Source organism: Flavobacterium sp. FlaQc-52, assembly GCF_044007495.1.
Classification (GTDB): domain Bacteria; phylum Bacteroidota; class Bacteroidia; order Flavobacteriales; family Flavobacteriaceae; genus Flavobacterium; species Flavobacterium cupriresistens.
Genome location: NZ_JBIPCV010000012.1, coordinates 41,634 through 63,696, shown reverse-complemented (window position 1 = coordinate 63,696; position 22,063 = coordinate 41,634). Strand labels below are relative to the sequence as shown.

The window sequence follows — 22,063 nt, the reverse complement described above, 5'->3', positions numbered from 1 at the left end:
CTAAACATGAAAATTAATATTAGAGGAGCTTACGGAGAAACCAATTTTGGAGATGATCTCTTAATGTGTGTATTTGAAAACTATTTTTTAAAAGAGTTCGATAATGTGCAATTAAATTTTGTTGGTGATGAAAATGGTTATGTTGATAAACTTCTAATTGATAGCACTTATTTAGAACCGGATTTTTTGCCAGATTGGGAGATATACGGAGGTGGAACACAGTTTTTTGCTTTTCAGAACAAATATGAGACATCTTTGTGGCAAAAACTTAATATTGTTTTAAAGAATCCCGGACTAATAAAAAGGAAATTAAAGAATGTTTTTGGAAAAACCACTTTAAATAATTCTAAAATCGCATTTATAGGATTTGGTATTGGACCATTTTATGAAAATCAGGAAGCAATTAGTAATGCTAAAGAAAAGATTTTAGAAGCTGATTTTGTAGGTGTAAGGGATGAAGTTTCAAGTCAATATTGCGCTGATTGGAATATTCCGGCAACCTTAGGAGCAGATGTAGTTTTCTCTTCCTATTTCATGAAAATTGACGTAAAAAAAGCAATAGATACTAGACCAAAAAAGAAAATTGGAATTATTGTTAGAGATTGGGAATGGGAAGAATCCGGAAGAAATTATATTGATAATCTAATTAAATTCTCTAAATCTTATTCAGATGTCGAAATGCAATTTATTGTTTTTGCTCCTTCGAAAGATAAAGGATGGCTTGCAAAATTAAAAAACGAAAATGCTTTAATTTGGGATCCGCAAAAATATTCAATCAATTTATTTTTAGAAGAATTAAATACATTTGATGGCTTTATAAGTGCACGATATCATGGTGCAATTATAGCAGCTTTATTACAGAAACCTGTTATATGTGTTGAAATAGAGCCAAAATTAAAAATCTTAACCGAGCAGGTAAAAGAAATAAAACTATGGCAAAAACCGTTTGATATTGAGGAATTGGTCAAACTAGTCAATCAGTTAAATTATGATGTTGATTATGCAAATTCTTTAGAAGAGAGAAAAATAAAGGCAGATCATATGTTGTTGGAATTCAAAAAAAGATATAACGAATTGTACTAGATTACCTAGTAATTGATTTTTCTTCCGATGAAAAACTTTTCATCGACTTTAAAATTAGCATAAGATTTTAACTTGTAAAAATAGTAATAACGATATGGATATAATCATTATCTATTAATAAGCTATTAAAAAAAGAGATTAATGAGAGCATTTTTTTATCTGCCTGAAAGTGCCATGAATGAGGCAACAGAATACTACACTAATTTAATAATAAAAGCTTTTGAGGGGTATGAGGTAATTATCTCGCAAGAACCTTTTATCGAAGAAGATGTTGATGTTATCGTAACTATACGTGTGGCGGATCAAAATGAATTGAAGTATCAGAACAAACATAAAAAATACTTTTTTGTAAATTGGTTTCAAGGGATTGGTCCAGAAGAATATGAGTTGTTGCACAATTATACATTAAGATCAAAACTTGGTAAAGCTTATTTAAGTTATTTTGAAAAAAAGGGTCTTAAGAAAACAGATTTGTGTCTCTTTGTTTCCAAAGAAATGGAACGCTTCTACAAAAAAAAGTATGATTTAAAGTTTGAAAATAAATCACTTATTATTCCATGTTATAATAAAGCATTGGATGAAGCCTCTTTCTTGGTTGAAAAAAAATATGAAAATTTTAGTTTTGTATATGCCGGAGCATTATATGGCTGGCAATGTATAGAAGAAAGCGTGCAAATATTTAAAAAAGTTTATGAATTTGATCAATCAGCAACATTGACCTTATTAACAGGACAAAAAAGAGAAGCTGAAGAATTGATTAAGAAATATGACTTAAAAAATGTAACAGTTGGTTTTGTAAAACTGGAAAAATTGCAAGATGAACTTATGAAGTATAAGTATGGGTTTCTGTTGAGAAAGGATGATCCAATAAACAATGTGGCAACACCTACTAAAATGAATTCTTATCTCGCGGCAGGGATTATTCCTATATATACAGATGTTGTAAAGGATTTTGAAGAGCATATCAATTTAGGAGATTACTCTCTTAAATATAGGATAGAAGAGGATACTTTACTAGAGATTGCAAATAAAATTATCACTTTTAATACAAAGAGTATTAATGTAGAAGAGATAAAAAGGATTTATAAAGAGAATTTTGATAAATATTATTCAGATCATAAATACATTAAGCTTATCCAGGATAAATTAATGATCTTATCTAATAAGGTATAGGTAATTCGTTAATTCTGCTCTTGTAAAATTCACCATAAAATAATTATGTTAGTTTCAGTCGGTATCCCAATATATAATGCAGAACAGTATCTTAAATTAGCTATTGATTCTGTACTACAACAAACTTTTAAGGACTTTGAATTATTATTAGTTAATGATGGCTCTACAGATAATTCCTTAGAAATAATGACTTCATATAATGATTCCAGAATTAAAATTATTAATGATGGTGTTAATAAAGGGTTGATTTTTAGATTAAATGAAATGATCGAGCTTTCAGAAGGGCAATATTTTGTAAGAATGGATGCTGACGATGTGATGTTTCCAGATAGATTACAAAAACAATTGGACTTGTTGAGAGATAATCCGGAAATAGATGTTGTTCATGGAGATGCTGTCAGCATTGATAAGGATAATAGTATTTTGGGCTATAAAAAATCACAAGAAGTAAAATTGAAAAATGATATTCTCAGAGGAATTTTTCCAATACACCCTACCGTAATGGCAAAAAGAGAAGTGTTGTTGAAAAATCCGTACAAAGAAGGTTTCATACAGATGGAAGACATGGAATTGTGGTATAGGCTAATTGATAAATGTAGATTTCAAAACTTAAGTGATCCTTTGTTATTTTATAGAGAAGACAGCAGTAATAATTCTCGAAAACATTTAAAAATGATTAAAGGAAGGTTGAAATTTGCAGAAACTTATCGAACGTCAACAATTAATAAGCTAAAAATTGTATTAGAATCTTACCTCAAATACACTATATATTTGATTTTAGAAAAAGCGAAGAAGGAGCATATTTTACTTAACAAAAGGTTTCAACAATTACCGCAAACAGCAAAAATAGATTTTAAAAAACAGTTAGATTTGATTATAAGTGGAGCAATATAAAACTATATATTACATCATTTATTCAATAGCTGCATTGTTGGCTATTTTTACAGCTATCAATATAGATTTTAAAAAAAAGAATTATCAAAGTATAGCTAATTATATAGTTTTGGTATTAATGCTGGCCTATATTTTTTTGTTTGGTTTGCGAACAATAGATGTTGGTACAGATACAGAAATGTATCATTGGCAGTATACTCATCATAATGAAATTACTTTTGGTACAGATGCGCCTGTCGGATATATGTTTAAGTTCTTAAATATCTTTAGTGAAAATCCTCAGATTTTTCTCTTTGTAATGAGCTTTTTATTCGTAATGTTAAATTTTTACGCACTAAAGAAGTACACAAAATTTTATAAATCAAATTTTTTTCTTTCAGTATTTTCATTAATCAGCCTTTTTTTCTTTGAGTCCCTGGGTATAAATGTTATACGACAAGGATTGTCTCTGGCTTTTTTCGTACTGGCAATTATTTTTCGCGATTTTTCGCCTAAGAGAAAATTTAAATGGATTTCGTTTTTAGTATTAGCAGTTTGCTTTCATTTTACAAGTCTCATACCAGTTGTTATATATTTGTCAGTTGCTTATTTCAAGAACGTACGGATGTATTATTATTATGGGATATATATAATTTCTGTTTTTTTGTCTGCGGCCAGTATAAGTATTTTATCTTTCAAAGATTATTTTATTGGGTTTTTATTAATAGATGAAAGAAGAAGTGGTTATTTAGACGGAGATGATTCTTCTTATTTGGTAGGATTCAAGCCTCAGTTTGTTGCATTTAATACGATATTTTTAATTCTATTTATCTATTTAAACAATATTGAGAAGAATGATTTTTATACAAACTTATTGAAATATTATATTGTTATAAGTGCTATATTTTATATGATGTTTCAAATTCCTTACTCTGATAGGTGGGGAGTTATGTCTTGGTGTGTTATTCCTTTTCTATTTGCACCAATGTTTAAAGTTTACCGAAATAAGAAAAGTATGAAAGCTGTTTTCTCTATAGTATTCTTAATATTTATCTTTGTTTTTTTTCAATCTAGATAATTTCAAGCTTATGAAAATTACTCTTTTCCTTAAAACAGTATTCTTTTGTTTTTTTATTTCTAATATAGCAAATGCTCAAGACTATGTCTATGCAACTCCACCAAAGCTACTTGTAAAAAAGTATTATAAGGGCTATCAAAAGTATGTTTTTCCAAAGAACGCCTACTATCTTGAGAAAAGTCTGCCAACAAACCCGAATAAAAAAGCGACAGTTGATTATACAAACAAGCTTCAGGATGCGATTAATAAATATTCAGTGGTCGTGATGCCCAATTTTCCGATTTTAATAAACAGTAAGGGGCTTTTTATTCCTTCAAACCGTAAAATATATTTTAATCAAAATTCAATTATACTATTTAAAGGACCGGCAATAGGAAGATTAAATGATATTATAAAAATTTATAATGCTTCAAATGTAAAAGTGTATAATGCAAATATCATTGGTAGTAGAAATGAGAAAAGTGATCAGAAAGGAGAATGGAGTGCAGGTATTTGTATTTTGAATAGTTCTAATATAGAAATTAACAATTTTCAGATAAAAGATACTTGGGGGGATGGCGTTTTCGTTGGATCGGAAGACGGAAATGTAAGCAGCAACGTGGTTGTCAAAAATGGATTCATTGACCGGGCACGTAGAGATGGTATATCTATTACTTCTGCAGATAATCTACTAGTAGATTCTGTATTTATCTCTAATACGTTTGGAACTTTGCCTATGTCAGGTATACAAATTGAACCTAGTCTTCATAAAGAAACTATTAAAAATATAAACCTAAGTAATATCTATACTTATAACAATCCAGGTGGAATTGTGGTTAATTTGCAATCTTTCTCCATTAAAAAAAGTGCACAAAAGGAAGTAGCCATTAAGGTGCTAAATTATACGGACGAAGGATCTAATTATTCTTTTGGAACATCAATAAATGATGATGAATCAATCAAAAATCCAATGGGTACAATTACGATATCCAATGCAGTTTTTAAAAACCCAAAAAAGGATTTTTATTGGAAAAATTCAAGTAAATATGAAGTAAAGGTTATTTTTAATAAGATAAAGAAATATAAAAATAACGAGTTAATTAATACAAATGATTAGTTTGTGAAAACGTAATTATTGAAAATTTAAAGAGTTGCTGCTTTTTGGGATCAATATTTGAAAAAAAAGTAAAGAAGCTACTGATTAATATAAAAAATGAATAAAATTATTCGATTATCTACTGTTCCATTATCATTAAATGTTTTATTAAAGGGACAGCTAAAGTTTTTAAATAGTTATTATAATGTTTTAGGAGTTTCAGGGAAAGGATTGGATCTGGACGAGGTAGCAAAACGAGAAGGGATTACTGTCCATTCTATTGAGATGCAAAGAAAAATTGCACCATTAAAAGATCTTGTTTCTTTGGTAAGATTGTATTTTTACTTTCGAAAAGAACGTCCATTTATAGTGCATTCAATTACACCAAAAGCGGGTCTGTTGAGTATGATCGCAGGAAAGTTAGCCGGCGTTCCAATTAGGATCCATACTTTTACAGGGTTAATTTTTCCATCAAAATCTGGTTTTTTTCAAAAAATTCTTATTGTAATGGATAGATTGTTGTGTCTATGCGCAACAAATGTTTATCCGGAAGGACAGGGGGTTAGTGAAGATTTAGTAAAATACAGAATTACTAAAAAACCATTGAAAGTGATCGGAAACGGAAATGTTAATGGGATAGATACAGAATATTTTGATCCGGGATTATATACTTTAGAAGACAAAATCAAGCTGCGAAAAAAAATAGGGGTTTTTGAAAATGACTTTGTATTTATTTTTGTAGGTCGTTTAGTTAAGGATAAAGGAATTAATGAACTGGTTACTGCTTTTTTAAAACTAGAAGTTAATTTTAAAGAAGTGAAATTAGTATTAGTGGGACCTTTTGAGAATGATTTAGACCCTTTAAATGCAGAAACTATATCAGCTATAGAAGAATCTGATGCTATTGTAACTGTTGGTTTCCAACAAGATGTAAGACCTTATTTTGCAATGGCTGATACTTTGGTTTTTCCGAGCTATCGTGAAGGTTTTCCTAATGTCGTAATGCAGGCAGGGGCTATGGAGTTACCAAGTATTGTTACAGATATTAATGGTAGTAATGAGATTATAACAGAGAATGAAAATGGGATGATTATTCCGGTAAAAGATGTTGATGCAATTTACAATTCAATGAAAAAAATAGTGACAAATACAGAATACAGGAATAAACTCGCACACAATGCCCGTTTTAATATTGTCTCGAAATATGAACAGCAATTAGTTTGGAATGCTCTTCTGGAAGAATATAAAAATTTAGAAAAAGATGTATAATAGCTATTTGAAACGGACAATTGATTTTATCTGTGCTTTGTTTGGTACATTGTTACTAAGTCCACTATTATTATTGGTAACAATTGGTCTTTTAATAGCCAACAATGGTAAACCTTTTTTTATTCAAAGAAGACCAGGAAAGAATGGAAAAATATTCCAAATTTTAAAGTTTAAGACTATGAATGACAGGAAAGATTCAGATGGGAAGCTTTTATCGGATGCTGATAGGTTAACTAAAATTGGAAGTTTTGTGCGCAAAACTTCGTTAGATGAAATTCCTCAACTTTTAAATGTAATAAAAGGTGATATGAGTCTTATTGGACCAAGACCTTTATTACCAGAATATTTGCCGTTGTATAATGATTCGCAAAAAAGAAGGCATGAAGTAAAACCTGGAATTACAGGATGGGCACAAGTCAATGGGCGAAATGCTATAAGTTGGAATCAGAAATTTGAATATGATGTGTGGTATGTAGATCATATTAGTATGAAAACAGATCTAAAAATAATTTTAAAAACAATAAAAAAAGTTTTCATTTCAGAGGGAATAAGTTCAACAGATTCTGTCTCAATGAGACCTTTTACAGGTAATTAGTATGTTTTTATTTGGAGCAAGTGGGCATTGCAAAGTCATAATTGATATGTTTGATTATGGAGAGGTAAGTTTTATTATTGATGATAATCCATTAGTGGATAGTATATTTAATATACCAGTTTTCAGGACGGAAGATAAAACCATTGCATCAGATGAGAGGTGTATTATCGCAATTGGCAATAATTCAATAAGAAAAAAAATAGCAAATAATCTGAATTTAAAATTTGAATCAAAAGCACATCCAAAAGCAATAATTTCTAAATATTCAGAGATAGGAGAAGGGACAGTAGTTTTTGCCGGTGCGATTTTAAATGCCAATTCAGTGATAGGTAAACACTGTATTGTTAATACAGCTGCAGTTATTGAGCATGATTGTATTTTGGCAGATTTTGTTCATCTTAGTCCAAATGCTAGTTTGGCTGGAAATGTTATTATAGGTGAAGGAAGTCATATTGGAATTGGAGCAACAGTAATTCAGGGCGTGAAGATTGGAAAATGGGTGACAGTCGGAGCAGGGGCTGTAGTAACAAAAGATATACCAGATTATGCAGTTGCGGTTGGGATACCCGCAAGAGTTATAAAAATAAATAATAAAGAGGATGAGTAATAAAAAAATATGGCTTTCTTCTCCACATATGGGAGGAAGCGAACAAAATTTTGTAAAAGAAGCTTTTGATACGAATTGGGTAGCGCCATTGGGGCCTAATGTAAACGGCTTTGAAGCTGATTTGGAAAATTACCTCGGAAATGATTCTTTTATTGGAGCGCTAAGTTCCGGAACTGCAGCAATTCATTTAGGACTTATACTTTTAGATGTAAAGCCGGGTGATGAAGTAATTTGTCAAAGTATGACTTTTTCGGCATCTGCAAATCCAATAATGTACTTGGGAGCAACTCCAATCTTTGTTGATAGTGAAATTGAAACATGGAATCTTTGTCCAATTGCTTTAGAAAAAGCAATTGTTGATAGAATATCTAAAGGAAAAAAACCAAAAGCCATAATTGCGGTACACCTTTATGGAATGCCTTATAAGGTTGAAGAAATTAATTCAATTGCAATTAAATATGATATTCCTGTTTTAGAAGATAGTGCTGAGGCATTGGGGAGTCATTTTAGAAACCAAAAATGTGGAACTTTTGGAGAAATTGGAGTTTTATCTTTTAATGGAAATAAAATAATTACAACTTCGGGAGGTGGTGCAATAGTAGCAAAAAATAAAGCAGTAAAAGATAAAGCTGTTTTTCTGTCTACTCAGGCACGTGACAATGCTCCGCATTATCAGCATAGCGAAGTTGGATATAATTATAGAATGAGTAATATTTGTGCTGGTGTTGGTCGTGGACAAATGGAAGTGCTGGATGCTCATATTCAATTAAGAAGAGGAATGAATAGTTTTTACAGTAACTTTTTTAAGAATGTTGAAGGAGTAACTGTTTTAGCAGAGCCAAACGATAATTATTTTTCAAATCACTGGCTTTCAGCAATAACAATTGACCCTGAAAAAACTGGAGGAAAAACAAGAGAGGATTTAAGGCTTGCTTTTGAAAAACAAGATATTGAGAGTAGACCTCTTTGGAAACCAATGCATTTACAGCCAATATTTGAACAGTATCCATATTATGGAGAAAAAATAGCTGAAGGCTTGTTTGAAAATGGATTGTGCTTGCCTTCAGGATCTAATCTGACCAATGAAGACAGAGATAGAATAAAAGAAGTAATGGTTGCTTTTTTTAAATAAATTAAAAATTTATGTCAATGAATTTTAATTCATTTATCATTTGATATGGATATAGAAAAAACGTTTATAGAGGATTTAATAATTTTAACTCCATCAGTTTTTGAAGACACTAGAGGTTCCTTTTTTGAATCTTTTAATAGTAATACGTTTAGAGATCTAGGTGTAAATTTTCAATTTGTTCAGGATAATCAGTCTTTTTCTAAAAAAGGAACTATAAGAGGTTTACATTATCAAAATCCTCCGTTCGCCCAAACAAAGTTGGTACGTGTTCTGCAGGGCCAAATTATGGATGTTGCGGTAGATTTAAGGAAGGACTCGCCTACTTATGGAAAATCATTTAGTGTTATATTATCGGATACAAATAGAAAACAATTATTGGTACCCCAAGGATTTGCACATGGGTTTTCTGTTTTAAGTGATACTGCTTCGGTACTCTATAAATGTGATCAATTTTATAATAAAATAGCTGAAGGAGGTATTAAGTTCGATGACCCAAGTCTACATATAGATTGGGGAATAGATATTGAAAAAGCAATCGTTTCTGAGAAAGATAGAATTCTTCCTTTTATGGGAGAATGTAATAGTGAGTTTTGATGAGAAAAATTTTGGTTACAGGTGCAAAAGGCCAATTAGGTTCTGAACTTTACCTCTTGTCGAGTAAATATCTACAGTATGAGTGGGTTTTTGCAGATAGAGATAAAGTGACCCTTGACGATTTAGAGTTATTAGAATGTCAGTTATCTCAAATTAAGCCTGCTATAATTTTAAATTGTGGAGCTTATACAGCGGTAGATAAAGCTGAAACAGAGAAAGATTTGGCTTTTACTATTAATCATTCAGCAGTTGAGTTAATTGCAAAATATGCTCAAAAAAATGGAACTAAATTAATTCATATCTCAACGGATTATGTCTTTGACGGCAGTTCTTCTATTGCTTTAGACGAGGAAGCGGTGACTAATCCTGTTAATGTTTACGGTGCAAGTAAAAGAGAAGGAGAAATTGCTTGCCTTAAGGAATGTGAAGATGCAATTATAATAAGAACTTCCTGGGTGTATAGTAAATTTGGCAATAATTTTGTGAAAACAATGCAAAGATTATTGCAGGAAAAAGAATCAATCAGTGTCGTAAATGATCAAAAAGGTTCGCCAACATATGCAGGTGACTTAGCCGAGGTTATCATGTCGATAGTTGATTCTGGTAAATGGACAGGAGGAATTTACAATTATTCGAATGAAGGTGAAATAAGCTGGTACGATTTTGCGCTAAGTATAAAAGAATTTGGGGAATATAATTGTGATATTTTAGGTGTCTCTTCCTCAGTTTATCCCTCTATAGCAAAGCGCCCTGCTTTTTCGTTGTTAAATAAAAGAAAAATAAAATCTGTTTATGGGATTGAGATTCCAGAATATAAAGATAGTTTAAGGAAAATGTTTGCCTAAAAAAAGGATTTTATTATTATAAAATAAATGTTGAGAATCGACTTTGATAATGAAATTTAAAATTATAGTATTATGAAAGGAATTATTTTGGCAGGAGGTTCAGGTACCCGTTTGCATCCTCTAACACTTGCAGTAAGCAAGCAAATGATGCCCGTGTATGATAAACCGATGATTTATTACCCATTATCAACGTTGATGATGGCAGGAATAAATGAAATATTAATCATTTCTACTCCTTATGATTTACCAAATTTTAAAAAATTGTTAGGAGATGGGGAGGCATTAGGTTGTAAATTTACTTATGCAGAACAAGCTGTTCCTAATGGTTTAGCCCAAGCATTTGTAATTGGTGAACAGTTTATAGGAGATGACGATGTCGCTTTGATATTAGGTGATAATATATTTTTCGGTTCAAACATGCAAGAGCTTTTAAAATCTAATACGAAACCAAACGGAGGTGTAGTTTTTGCGTACCATGTTTCAGATCCAAAACGATATGGAGTAGTTGAATTTGACATAAATCTAAAAGCGATCTCAATTGAAGAAAAGCCTGAAAAACCTAAATCGAGTTATGCTGTTCCCGGATTGTATTTTTATGACAATTCTGTAGTTGAAATTGCCAAGAATATAAAACCAAGCGCTAGAGGCGAATATGAAATAACAGATGTCAATAAAGTATATCTTGAAAGAGGTAATTTAAAGGTAGGCATTTTAAGCAGAGGTACAGCTTGGTTAGATACAGGGACATTTAACAGTTTAATGCAAGCGGGTCAATTCGTGCAGGTTCTGGAAGAACGTCAAGGCCTAAAAGTAGGGTGCATTGAGGAAATAGCATGGAGACAAGGTTTCATAACTTCAGAACAATTAAAAAAACTGGCAGAGCCATTAAATAAATCAGGTTACGGGGAGTACTTGATAAATCTTTTAAATTCTGATATAAAAGACTAAAGCTATTATTTTTAATTGAAATGAATTTTTAATATCTTTAAATTTGTATTTTTGTAGAAATTACATATTAAGATTTTCAATGCAAATCAAACCAAATTGAATACAGATAAACCAACCAGAATCACGGATTTCCTGCATAGTTATTTTTCGCCAAGAAATCTAAGAGCCAATATTAATAACTTAAGTTACTTACCTAGGTGGATTATTGTTGGTATAGACGTAATGGTATTAGTCTTTTCCTTTACTTTTACTTATATGTTGTTTGAAGGAACAGCATTGGGATACATTGTTACTTCACATCATTTTTACTTTGTAACCAGTTTAATTTTTATTAATATCTTTTTCTTTTGGTTATTTAGGACTTATTCAGGAATTATTAGACACTCGTCTTATATTGACGCTATAAAACTGCTGTTTTCACAAATGTCAGTTTTGGTGTTCTTTTTGTTTTTTAACCTGGTATTTGAGTTGTATTTCGGGCACAAAGCGTTTTTAAATACAGCACTGTTTATAAATTTAGTTTTATCTTTTTGCGGTTTGTTTTTATACCGTGTAATTGTCAAACAAACTTTCGAATTGTATTTTTCTGAGAAAACCAGTTCTAAGTTAATCAGAACCGTTATTTATGGTACCGATGCAAATGCTATTTCGGTAGCCAATGCATTAAAATTTGAATCCCCTTCCAGATTTAAAATCGTTGGTTTTGTAGATAAAAACAATCAAAATGCATCTAAACGAATGTTAGATCTGCCGATTTTGATTTTGAGAAAAAAATTACCGGCATTAATGCGTTCTGTTGCTGCAGAAGGCGTAATTATAGCGGATAAAAGTTTATCGAAAGAAGAACAATTGATTATCGTTGATCAGTGTTTAGAGTTTAATTACAGGGTTTATACAGTACCTCTTATTTCTGACTGGGAGAATCAAAAAGAGATTTCTCAGAAAGTAAAAAATATTCAAATTGAAGATCTATTAGAGCGAAAACCTATCGTTTTGGATAGTAAATCAATTTCGAAACAGCTAAAAGACAAGACAATTCTTATTAGTGGTGCAGCAGGGTCAATAGGGAGTGAGATAGTAAGACAAGTATTAGGGTTTAACCCTAAAAGAATCATTATTTTGGACAATGCCGAAACTCCCCTTCATAATTTATGCTTAGAAACTTTAAGCATGAACAGTGAAACAAAAATCGTTGCTGTAATTGCTGACGTGAGGAGTAAAAAAGCATTGGAAAAGGTTTTTAAAACCTATAATCCACATGTTGTGTATCATGCTGCGGCATATAAACATGTTCCTTTAATGGAAGAGAATCCGTCTCAGGCAATTTTAACAAACATTAAAGGAACTAAGAATTTAGCCGATTTATCCTGTAAGTATAACATCAAAAAGTTTGTTATGGTTTCTACGGATAAAGCTGTTAATCCTAGCAACGTGATGGGGGCTAGTAAAAGAATTGCAGAGAAATACGTGCAGTCTTTATTTTTGAAAAATCAAAAAGAAGAGAATCAAACTGCAACAAAGTTTATTACGACTCGTTTCGGAAATGTTCTGGGGTCAAATGGATCTGTTGTGCCTTTGTTCACCAAGCAAATTGCTGAAGGCGGACCGGTAACGATTACGCATCAGGATATCATTCGTTATTTTATGACTATTCCCGAAGCATGTCAGTTGGTGTTAGAAGCCGGAGCGATGGGTAACGGTGGAGAGATTTATATCTTCGACATGGGTAAACCGGTAAAAATTATTGATTTAGCAAAAAAAATGATTAAACTGGCAGGTTTTATTCCTGACAAGGAGATAAAAATAAAAATTGTTGGATTAAGACCGGGAGAAAAACTATACGAAGAATTATTAAATGATACTTCTAAAACATTACCCACTTATCACAATAAAATCATGATAGCGCAGGAGATACAGGATGAATATGAAAATTTACATACAGAGATCGAAGAGCTTATCGGTATTGCTGATTTTTATGATAATGACGATATTGTTACTAAAATGAAAAAAATAGTTCCGGAATTTAAAAGTATGAATTCGACTTTTGAAGTTTTGGATAACTAGTTTTGGTAAATTAAATTTTGATTATAAGAGTATATTAAAAGGTGTTTTTTTAAAAAACGCCTTTTTGCTTTTTAAATAATTTTTAAGGAAGCAAAAATCTTGTTAATTGAATATACCGATAAAAAAGCAAGCCCCAATTTTAAATAATACTATTGCAATTTTATTGTGATATAAGTAAAAATGAACAATACAAATACTACTAATGACTGGCTGTTTGAAATAACACCAAAAAACAGATTCTTTTCGCTAAATCTTAAAGAGATCTGGCAATATCGGGATTTACTGTTTCTTTTTGTAAAGCGCGATGTTATTACGGTTTACAAGCAGACCGTTTTAGGACCGCTTTGGTACCTGATTCAACCGCTGTTTACGTCAATCACTTTCACTATAATATTTAATAATGTTGCCGGAATTAATACCGGTACTGTTCCTCCGTTTTTATTTAATTTGGCAGGAATAACTGTATGGAACTATTTTACAGCCTGTCTTAACGGAACATCAGATACTTTTAAAGCAAATGCCGGAATCTTTGGTAAAGTCTATTTTCCCAGAATCATAACACCGCTTTCAGTTGTGATTTCTAATTTAATCAAGTTCGGAATACAATTTTTTATTTTTATTGCTTTCTATTGTTATTATGCTATTCAAGGAAGAGACTTAAGTTTTAATAGCATTGTATTGTTTTTCCCTGTTCTTATTCTCATCATGGGAATTTTAGGATTGGGATTAGGAATGTTGATTTCCTCAATGGTAACAAAATACCGTGATTTTAGCTACTTAATTGGTTTTGGAATACAGTTACTAATGTATTTGTCTGCCGTAATGTATCCAATGGATTTGATTAAACAAAAACTGCCGAATTACGGTTGGATTGTAACGTATAATCCTTTGGCTTATATTATAGAAACTTCCAGATACATGCTTTTAAATGTTGGTGAAATATCAATTTTAGGGTTATGTTACACCGTCACGATCACTATTGTAGTATTTTTTATTGGACTTTTAGTTTTTAACAAGACTGAAAAAAGTTTTATTGATACCGTTTAGTTTAAAATTTTAAAAGAGTCAACTTATAATTTACCATTGGAAAAAGATATCATATTAAAAGCCGAAAATATTTCTAAACAATATCGTTTAGGTCAGGTTGGTACAGGAACCATAAGTCATGATTTAAACAGATGGTGGCATCAATTGCTAGGAAAAGAAAATCCTTATCTGAAAATCGGAGATACAAATGATCGTTCTACCAAAGGAACTTCAGACTATGTTTGGGCCCTTCAGGATATTAATTTTGAAGTTGAACGTGGAGAGGTGTTGGGAATTATCGGTAAAAACGGAGCAGGGAAATCTACACTGTTAAAAATATTATCAAAGGTAACGGCGCCAACAACGGGCAGTATAAAATCACGCGGTCGTATTGCTTCACTTCTTGAGGTAGGTACAGGTTTTCATGGTGAAATGACCGGTCGTGAGAATATTTTCTTGAATGGTGCCATTCTGGGTATGACCAAGAAAGAAATCGCTTCAAAACTGGATGAAATTATTGAATTTTCAGGTTGTGAACGTTATATTGACACACCTGTAAAAAGATACAGCTCCGGAATGACGGTTCGTTTGGCTTTTGCAGTTGCAGCTTTTTTAGAACCCGAAATTTTGGTAATTGATGAGGTTTTGGCTGTTGGAGATGCCGAGTTTCAGAAAAAGGCAATTGGTAAAATGCAGGATATTTCTAAAGGAGAAGGGCGTACAGTTTTGTTTGTGAGTCACAATATGGCAGCAGTGAAGAGTTTGTGTACCAAAGGGATTATTTTAGAAAATGGTAAAGTTGTTTTTGAAGGCGAAATAGAAAATGCAGTAAGTTATTATCTTGGTGGTGGTGCTGAAGCAATCAATTTGAAAACATTTGGAAAAGAGTATGACCTTCCGATTTTCAAATTAAACGAAATTTCTTTACATAATTTAGGAAGAAGTTCTGATACTGTATTACTGGAGAATGAATTAATTATTCTGAATACAAAAATAGATATAAAAGTAAATGATGCACAGAGATATCATATAACCTATCACTTGTTTAACGAAATGGGCGAGGCAATGTTCTCGTTCTCTAATGCAGGATCATTTTCTTTAAAAGGTGGAGTAAATAGGATTACATGTAATTTTCCGGCGTCTTTTTTCCAGTCAGGGCAATATTTTCTGTCGCTTTTTATAATTGAGGATGCAAGAAAATCAGTTTTTGTCGAAAATGATATTATTTCTTTTACGGTTGTAGATTCCGGAAGAGAATTGGGGACCTATATGGGTAGAGAGCCCGGTTATATAAAACCGCAGTTTGAATGGAAAATAGAATAAATTTTTAATAGATCAATAAATGTCGGAAAAAATAAAGGTCAGCGTATGCATGATAACTTATGGCCATGAGAAATTTATTGAAGAAGCAATAAACGGTGTTCTGATGCAAGAAATTGATTTTGAGATTGAATTAATTGTTTCTAATGACGCATCCCCTGACAATACTCATGAAGTTGTAATGTCAATTATTGAAAATCATCCAAGAGGTAGCTGGATTAAATATATAAAACAGGAGTCTAATCTCGGAATGATGCCAAATTCGGTATTTATTTTAAAGGCATGTAAAGGTGAGTTTATTGCCATTTGTGAAGGAGATGACTACTGGATCGATCCGTTAAAATTAAAGAGACAAGTCGATTTTTTAGAGTTAAATGATGAATATGTTATACATAGCGGGAATGCAATCCAATTAACTGCAGATTCTAATTTATGTGGCAAGCCTTTATTAAATATTGAAAAGAGTAATTGTTTTGAGTTAAAAGATTTTTTAACTCAAAACAATATAATTACATGTACAGTAATGTTTCGAAATGTTAAATTTAAATTTCCTAAAGATTTTGAAAAAGTAACTTTCGGTGATTGGATGCTCTATGTTATTTTAATTAAGAATTCTGGACAAAAAAAAGCATATTTGTCAACTGACTGTTTATCTGTTTATAGAAGCCATAGTGAAGGAGTTATGAATAATTTGAGTAAATACAATTATTACAATACTCATATTTTTCAAATAGTAACTATTTATAAGTATTTGAAAATTAAAAGACTTGATAGAAATGTAATTTCAATTCTAAATAATTTTTACTTGGAGAAATTCAGAATTGAAGTTAAAAGTAGGTCTTATATAAACATCTTTAAAACTTCATTTTTACATTTTAAAACTACTTCTACATCAATGCCTTTTAGAAAATATTTAAGTGCACTAAAACAAGAATTCTTAACATTTTAAACAAGTAATTTTGAATAAAGTTTCTATAATTGTCCCCTGCTACAATCAAGCACATTATTTGCCCGAAGCTTTACATTCAGTATTATGTCAAATGTACATTAATTGGGAATGTATTATTATCAATGACGGAAGTTTTGATAATACAGAGCAAGTGGCTCGTGAGTGGTTGTTAAAGGATAATCGATTTAAATACATTTTTAAAGAAAATGGAGGGCTGAGTAGTGCAAGAAATGCAGGTTTAGATTTTGCAAATGGAGATTATGTGCAATTTTTAGATGCAGACGATTATTTAGATAGTGAGAAACTTTCTAAATCAGTAAACATTATCCGGAAAGACTCAATTAATACTGTTATTGTATCAAATTTCAAGTTTTTTAAAAAAAGCCTTGTGGATGAATTAGGATATGGTTCTAATCTGGATATAAATTTGTTTACTTTTCAAAAAATTTTATTTGAATGGGATTCTACTTTTAGTATTCCAATTCATTGTGGTTTTTTTAGTTCTTCATTATTTGACGAGTTTAGATTCAATGAAGATATACGAGCAAAAGAAGACTGGATAATGTGGTTATATATTTTTCAAAGAGAAATATCTTTTGACTTTTTAAACGAAAAGTTGGCTTTTTATCGACAACATTCAGAAGGAATGACTAGAAATAAAAAACATATGTTTGAAAATACAATTAAGGCTTTCAGTTATATAGAAAATTTGGTTACAAGAGAAGATTATAATTTTTTTTTGCTGCATATGATAAGTAAAAAAATGAGAGAATATGACGAATTGAACCTTAAAGTTGAGGAATTAAAAAAGAGAATAATAAATTCAAATAATAGTATAGGATTTAAAATTGAAAAAAAAATAAAGAAGTATTTAAAGAAACTAAATTTTATTGGATTTTTTTAGTCTCTACAGGATGATTCTAAAAAAAAACTTAATGATTGCTTAAAAAAAGATAGAAATAGATGATTAAGTTGCCGCTTGTTTCTGTAATTGTACCCAATTTTAATCATGCTATTTTTCTGGAAAGAAGATTAGAAAGTATATTCAACCAGAGTTATTATAATATTGAAGTAATTTTATTAGATGATTGTAGTACAGATAACAGTCGTCAAATTCTTTCAAACTACGCTAAAAATCCAAAGGTAAGTCACTGTATTTTTAATGAAATTAATTCAGGAAATACATTCATACAATGGCATAAGGGTATACAATTAGCAAAAGGAGATTTTATTTGGATTGCTGAATCAGATGATCATTGCGAACCCAATTTTATAGAGGAGTTAATTAAACCTTTGATTGAAGATGTAAGTATTGTTTTATCTTATTCTCAATCAAATAAAATGAATGAGTTAGACGAAATTACAGGAAGTTGGTTAGATTATACTTTAAATTTGGATGATTCAGCGTTTGACAAAAAAAATGTAATGGATGGTAATATATTTGTAGAAAAATTTTTAATTTATAAAAATGTCATCCCAAACGCAAGTGCTGTTATTTTTAGATTTAAGAATGATTTTCAAGCCGAGTATATTACAACAGACAAAGAGTTACGATATTGTGGCGATTGGATTTTTTATTTTAAAGTATTACTGAACAATAAAGTAGCATTTACTCCAAAAAAATTAAATAATTTTCGCTACCACAACAAAAGTGTAATTGCAAAAGCACTCAAAGCGGATGATAAGATGAGATTGTTGAACTTAGATCTTGTTATGCGTTCTAATATGAATGATTTTTTATACTCGAAGAAACCTTTTAATTATCTGAATATTGCGGCGGTGAATACTAAAATTATTAGAGAGATCAAGTACAATAAAGCACTACTTTTATTTAAAAGTAAAGAATATTCGAAGTGGTTTGGATACCTTATAATGATTCCAGGTACATTTATTACTAAAAATAAATATTTTAGAAGGTTTAAGAGAAGATTGTTTTTGTATTTAAAGCTCAATGATAAGTGATGATTTCTATTATTATATGCTCGCGTAAAGATAAAATCGATCCCAAATTTGAAGATAATATTCGAAATACAGTTGGAACTAATTTTGAACTTGTACTAATTGATAATTCTACTAATAAATATTCGATTTTTCAGGCATACAACCTGGGTATTCAGAAAAGTAGAGGAGATATATTGTGTTTTATTCATGATGATATCTTATTCCATACTAAAAATTGGGGACTGCTTTTAAAATCAGAATTTAACAATTATCCTGATTTTGCTCTTATTGGAATTGCTGGTGCAAAAGTCAAAACCCAATTTCCCACAGGTTGGTGGGATTGTGAAGATAAGGACAAAGTAATAAACATCATTCAACATGAAAAGGGAAATGTTACAAAGGAAAATTTTGGATTTGAAGATGGTGATCTAAGCGAAGTTTATGTTATTGATGGTGTATTTATGGCTTTAAAAAAAGGTCTAAATATAGAATTCGAGACAAGTTTGGGTGGATTTCATGGTTATGATTTAAATTTATCGTATGAAGTAATTGAAAAAAACAAAAAAATAGGAGTAACAAATAAAATTCTTATAGAACATCTCTCTATTGGGAGATTAGATAAAACATGGCTTTTTTCAATGATGCTTTTTCATAAAAAGTACCAGAAGAAATTAAAAAAGTATAAATATAGTTACGAGCAGGAGTTTTTTGCCGGTAAGGCGTATATAGATCATTGTTTGCGTATTTTAGGCAAAAAAGAAGGATTGATTTATCTTTTTTCAATTTTTCAGTTTAGCTCTTCAATAAAAATAATTTTTTCTTTAGAAAAGTACTTCTTCAATAAGTTAAAAAAATCATGAAAATAAGTGTAGTCATAGTTACTTTCAACGGTATGAAATGGATCGAAGATTGTATAAAATCTATCTTGGAAAGTGCATTGTTACCAGAAATAATAATTGTAGATAATTGTAGTACTGATACTACAGCTGCGTTTTTAAAGCATAACTATTCTCAAAAAATTAAGCTCATCGAATCTAAAGAAAATTTAGGATTTGGACGAGCAAACAATAAAGGCATTTTACTAGCACTTGAATTAAACAGCGATTTTGTTTTTTTATTAAATCAAGATACCGTTATAGAAAAAAAGACTATCGAAAAACTCTTGGAGGTCGCAAATAATAATACGGATTTTGGCATAATCAGTCCGATACACTCAGATGGGAAAGGCTCTTCGTTAGACGTAAGTTTCTTGTATTACATAAATCGTCAATGTTCAGATTTAATTTCTGATTCAATTTTAAATAATACATTGAAGGAAATTTATTCAGTAGAAATGATAAATGCTGCTGCCTGGTTTTTACCAAAAAAGACATTTGAGGTTGTGGGAGGTTTTGATCCTATGTTTTTCTTGTATGGTGAAGACGATAATTTTTGTCAAAGAGTGCTTTATCATAATTTAAAAATAGGAATTACACCTTCAACGGTTATAAAACATGATAGTGATAACAATTATACTGTCAATTTTTCCAAAGGTTCTGAAAAATATTACAATAGATTTTTAAATAGAATAAGAGTTAAGTACGCTGATGTAAATTCAGAAGAGTATAAAAAAATTGATAGAATAAAAACATATTTTTTTAAAGAAGCAATTGTGAGTTTATTAAAACTTGATTTTAAAGGATATTTAGTAAATAAGACCAAATGCAGATTGATAGATAAAAAAAGCATTAAAAATAGTGTTTTGCAAAATAGAGAAACTGGTAAAAAATATTTAGTGTAAATGATGCAATCAAATGTAAATAATCTTGTATCTGTAATAATTCCTTGTTATAATGACCAGAATTATATTCAGCAAGCAATAAATTCGATTAATAATCAAACGCATAAAAATGTTGAGATTATTATTGTAGATGATGGCTCAGACTTTGCCACAAAAGAAGTTCTTAAAGGGATAAGACAGGAAAAACTCATCATTTTATCTCAAGAAAATGCAGGGCCGAGTGCTGCGAGGAATAATGGAATAAAACAAGCTAAAGGAGATTTTATTTTAACGCTGGATGCAGATGATTATTTTGAGAAAGATTTTATTTCAAAGGCTTTAAATTGCCTTGTTGAAAATACTAAAGTAGGGTTAATTAGCTGTTGGTTTGAGACCTTTACTGATGAAGGTATCAAAGAAAAATTTAAACGTACTGGTACAGATTTGAAGACATTAGTTCTCTATAACGGAGCATCTGCCGGTAGTGTGCTTTTTAGGAAACAAAGTTGGCTTGATGCAAACGGTTATGATGAGAAAATGAAAAAGGGATATGAAGATTGGGAGTTTAATATTTCAATTGTTAAAGCAGGATGGGAAATTAATATAATAGAAGAATATTTGTTTAATTATAGAAAGAAAGCAAGATCAAGAAACTTGAAAGCAGATGAATTTCACAAGTATGAGTTATGGAAATATATCTATATAAAGCATAAAGACTTATGGGTTGCTAATTATGAGTTAATGATAGATAGTACTTTTTCTCAAATGGAGGTTTTAGAAATGGGGTCACATAATCTTCGAAAATCAGCAGATTATAGAATAGGTAAAATGCTTTTAAGGCCTTTTCGTTTTATTAAAGGTTTAGTTTTAAAATAAAATAAACAAAGTGAAAAATCCCATATTAGTTTCGATTGTTATTCCATGTTATAATGACAAGGATTACATAGAAGAAAGTGTTAATTCTGCTTTAAGGCAATCCTATGAAAATACTGAAATTATTATTGTAGATGACGGATCAAACAAAGCGACCAAAAAGATTTTATCAAGTTTTAAAGATAGAAAGATAAAAATAGTTACTCAAGAGAATAAAGGATTAAGTGCGGCTAGAAATGTTGGGATTTTAAATGCCAACGGAGATTATATTTTAACCTTAGATGCAGATGATTTTTTTGATAAATCTTTTCTAGAAAAAGCAGTTCCGGTTTTAAATTCAAACCCATCTGTTGGTGTTATTGGTTGTTTAGTAAAATGTTTTATTGTTAAAAATAAGATTATATTTAGATATTCTCCAAAAGGGGGGGACATTAATGATTTTTTGTATTCTAATAATGTAGCAGCAAGTTCTTTATTTAGAAAACAATGCTGGCTTGAAGCTGGTGGATACGATGAGAAAATGAGGAGGGGTTACGAAGATTGGGAATTTTGGATTTCGGTTACCAAGCGAAACTGGGAAGTATACATTTTAGAGGAATTTCTCTTTAATTATAGAAAGAAAGAAAATTCAATGCTGCAAACAACAAATCTTTTATACGAAGAGGAAAACTATAGATATGTATTGAATAAGCACAAAGAATTGTATGTTGAGAATTTTGACAGAACAATTGCGTTTTTGCAAAAAGGAACCTTGAAATACAAGGCAAATGAGATTAAAAGGTTAAACTCAATGGATTATAAATTAGGAAATAACATTTTGAAACCTTTCAGATTTTTAAAAAACATATTCCAAAAATAA

At 30.5% G+C, this 22,063-nt stretch carries 22 protein-coding genes; all 22 read left to right on the top strand.

Features of this window, described 5'->3' with window-relative positions; translation table 11 throughout:
• The first annotated feature begins 6 nt into the window (after window positions 1–6).
• The 22 genes from ACHRV5_RS18105 to ACHRV5_RS18000 all read left to right on the top strand — a co-directional run bounded on the left by ACHRV5_RS18105 (window position 7) and on the right by ACHRV5_RS18000 (window position 22,063).
• Window positions 7–1,083, top strand: a complete 1,077-nt coding sequence (locus ACHRV5_RS18105; protein WP_395427712.1) for a polysaccharide pyruvyl transferase family protein — start codon at window positions 7–9, stop codon at window positions 1,081–1,083.
• A gap of 141 nt (window positions 1,084–1,224) precedes the next feature.
• Window positions 1,225–2,256: a hypothetical protein gene (locus tag ACHRV5_RS18100; protein WP_395427711.1), complete on the top strand. Its 1,032-nt coding sequence runs from the start codon at window positions 1,225–1,227 to the stop codon at window positions 2,254–2,256.
• 45 nt (window positions 2,257–2,301) lie between these two features.
• Window positions 2,302–3,150 carry a glycosyltransferase family 2 protein gene (locus tag ACHRV5_RS18095; protein WP_395427710.1) on the top strand — a complete coding sequence of 283 codons (849 nt, stop codon included), beginning with the start codon at window positions 2,302–2,304 and terminating at the stop codon, window positions 3,148–3,150.
• Window positions 3,137–4,207 (top strand): EpsG family protein, encoded by a 1,071-nt coding sequence (locus tag ACHRV5_RS18090; protein WP_395427709.1) that lies wholly within the window; start codon window positions 3,137–3,139, stop codon window positions 4,205–4,207. The genes ACHRV5_RS18095 and ACHRV5_RS18090 overlap by 14 nt, the downstream gene beginning before the upstream one ends.
• A gap of 10 nt (window positions 4,208–4,217) precedes the next feature.
• Entirely contained in the window at window positions 4,218–5,303 is a 1,086-nt protein-coding gene (locus ACHRV5_RS18085) for a hypothetical protein (RefSeq protein WP_395427708.1), read from the top strand.
• A 96-nt stretch (window positions 5,304–5,399) separates the two neighbouring features.
• Window positions 5,400–6,551: a glycosyltransferase family 4 protein gene (locus ACHRV5_RS18080; RefSeq protein WP_395427707.1), complete on the top strand. Its 1,152-nt coding sequence runs from the start codon at window positions 5,400–5,402 to the stop codon at window positions 6,549–6,551.
• Complete coding sequence (locus tag ACHRV5_RS18075; protein WP_395427706.1) at window positions 6,544–7,146, top strand: sugar transferase; 603 nt, start codon at window positions 6,544–6,546, stop codon at window positions 7,144–7,146. Before ACHRV5_RS18080 ends, ACHRV5_RS18075 begins: the two co-directional genes overlap by 8 nt.
• A 1-nt stretch (window position 7,147) precedes the next feature.
• Window positions 7,148–7,753: an acetyltransferase gene (locus tag ACHRV5_RS18070; RefSeq protein WP_395427705.1), complete on the top strand. Its 606-nt coding sequence runs from the start codon at window positions 7,148–7,150 to the stop codon at window positions 7,751–7,753.
• On the top strand, window positions 7,746–8,885 hold the full coding sequence (locus tag ACHRV5_RS18065; RefSeq protein WP_395427704.1) for a DegT/DnrJ/EryC1/StrS family aminotransferase: 1,140 nt from the start codon (window positions 7,746–7,748) through the stop codon (window positions 8,883–8,885). Before ACHRV5_RS18070 ends, ACHRV5_RS18065 begins: the two co-directional genes overlap by 8 nt.
• A 45-nt stretch (window positions 8,886–8,930) precedes the next feature.
• The gene (gene rfbC / locus ACHRV5_RS18060) at window positions 8,931–9,479 is read left to right on the top strand and encodes a dTDP-4-dehydrorhamnose 3,5-epimerase (RefSeq protein WP_395427703.1); all 549 of its coding nucleotides are present in this window, start codon (window positions 8,931–8,933) and stop codon (window positions 9,477–9,479) included.
• The gene (gene rfbD / locus ACHRV5_RS18055) at window positions 9,479–10,324 is read left to right on the top strand and encodes a dTDP-4-dehydrorhamnose reductase (RefSeq protein ID WP_395427702.1); all 846 of its coding nucleotides are present in this window, start codon (window positions 9,479–9,481) and stop codon (window positions 10,322–10,324) included. Before rfbC ends, rfbD begins: the two co-directional genes overlap by 1 nt.
• Window positions 10,325–10,396: 72 nt before the next feature.
• Window positions 10,397–11,272: a glucose-1-phosphate thymidylyltransferase RfbA gene (gene rfbA / locus ACHRV5_RS18050; RefSeq protein ID WP_395427701.1), complete on the top strand. Its 876-nt coding sequence runs from the start codon at window positions 10,397–10,399 to the stop codon at window positions 11,270–11,272.
• A gap of 96 nt (window positions 11,273–11,368) precedes the next feature.
• Window positions 11,369–13,336 carry a nucleoside-diphosphate sugar epimerase/dehydratase gene (locus ACHRV5_RS18045; protein WP_230003307.1) on the top strand — a complete coding sequence of 656 codons (1,968 nt, stop codon included), beginning with the start codon at window positions 11,369–11,371 and terminating at the stop codon, window positions 13,334–13,336.
• 180 nt (window positions 13,337–13,516) lie between these two features.
• Window positions 13,517–14,383, top strand: coding sequence for an ABC transporter permease (locus ACHRV5_RS18040; protein WP_395427700.1), 867 nt, complete (start codon window positions 13,517–13,519; stop codon window positions 14,381–14,383).
• 36 nt (window positions 14,384–14,419) lie between these two features.
• Window positions 14,420–15,685: an ABC transporter ATP-binding protein gene (locus tag ACHRV5_RS18035; protein WP_395427699.1), complete on the top strand. Its 1,266-nt coding sequence runs from the start codon at window positions 14,420–14,422 to the stop codon at window positions 15,683–15,685.
• A 19-nt stretch (window positions 15,686–15,704) separates the two neighbouring features.
• Window positions 15,705–16,631 (top strand): glycosyltransferase, encoded by a 927-nt coding sequence (locus ACHRV5_RS18030; protein WP_395427698.1) that lies wholly within the window; start codon window positions 15,705–15,707, stop codon window positions 16,629–16,631.
• 10 nt (window positions 16,632–16,641) lie between these two features.
• Window positions 16,642–17,535 (top strand): glycosyltransferase family 2 protein, encoded by an 894-nt coding sequence (locus ACHRV5_RS18025; RefSeq protein ID WP_395427697.1) that lies wholly within the window; start codon window positions 16,642–16,644, stop codon window positions 17,533–17,535.
• A gap of 59 nt (window positions 17,536–17,594) precedes the next feature.
• A complete protein-coding gene (locus ACHRV5_RS18020; protein WP_395427696.1) occupies window positions 17,595–18,593 on the top strand; it encodes a glycosyltransferase family 2 protein in 999 nt (332 codons plus the stop codon).
• Window positions 18,593–19,432, top strand: a complete 840-nt coding sequence (locus tag ACHRV5_RS18015) for a glycosyltransferase (protein WP_395427695.1) — start codon at window positions 18,593–18,595, stop codon at window positions 19,430–19,432. The genes ACHRV5_RS18020 and ACHRV5_RS18015 overlap by 1 nt, the downstream gene beginning before the upstream one ends.
• Window positions 19,429–20,352: a glycosyltransferase family 2 protein gene (locus ACHRV5_RS18010; RefSeq protein WP_395427694.1), complete on the top strand. Its 924-nt coding sequence runs from the start codon at window positions 19,429–19,431 to the stop codon at window positions 20,350–20,352. The genes ACHRV5_RS18015 and ACHRV5_RS18010 overlap by 4 nt, the downstream gene beginning before the upstream one ends.
• Window positions 20,353–21,207: a glycosyltransferase family 2 protein gene (locus tag ACHRV5_RS18005; RefSeq protein ID WP_395427693.1), complete on the top strand. Its 855-nt coding sequence runs from the start codon at window positions 20,353–20,355 to the stop codon at window positions 21,205–21,207.
• A gap of 10 nt (window positions 21,208–21,217) precedes the next feature.
• Window positions 21,218–22,063 carry a glycosyltransferase family 2 protein gene (locus ACHRV5_RS18000; RefSeq protein ID WP_395427692.1) on the top strand — a complete coding sequence of 282 codons (846 nt, stop codon included), beginning with the start codon at window positions 21,218–21,220 and terminating at the stop codon, window positions 22,061–22,063.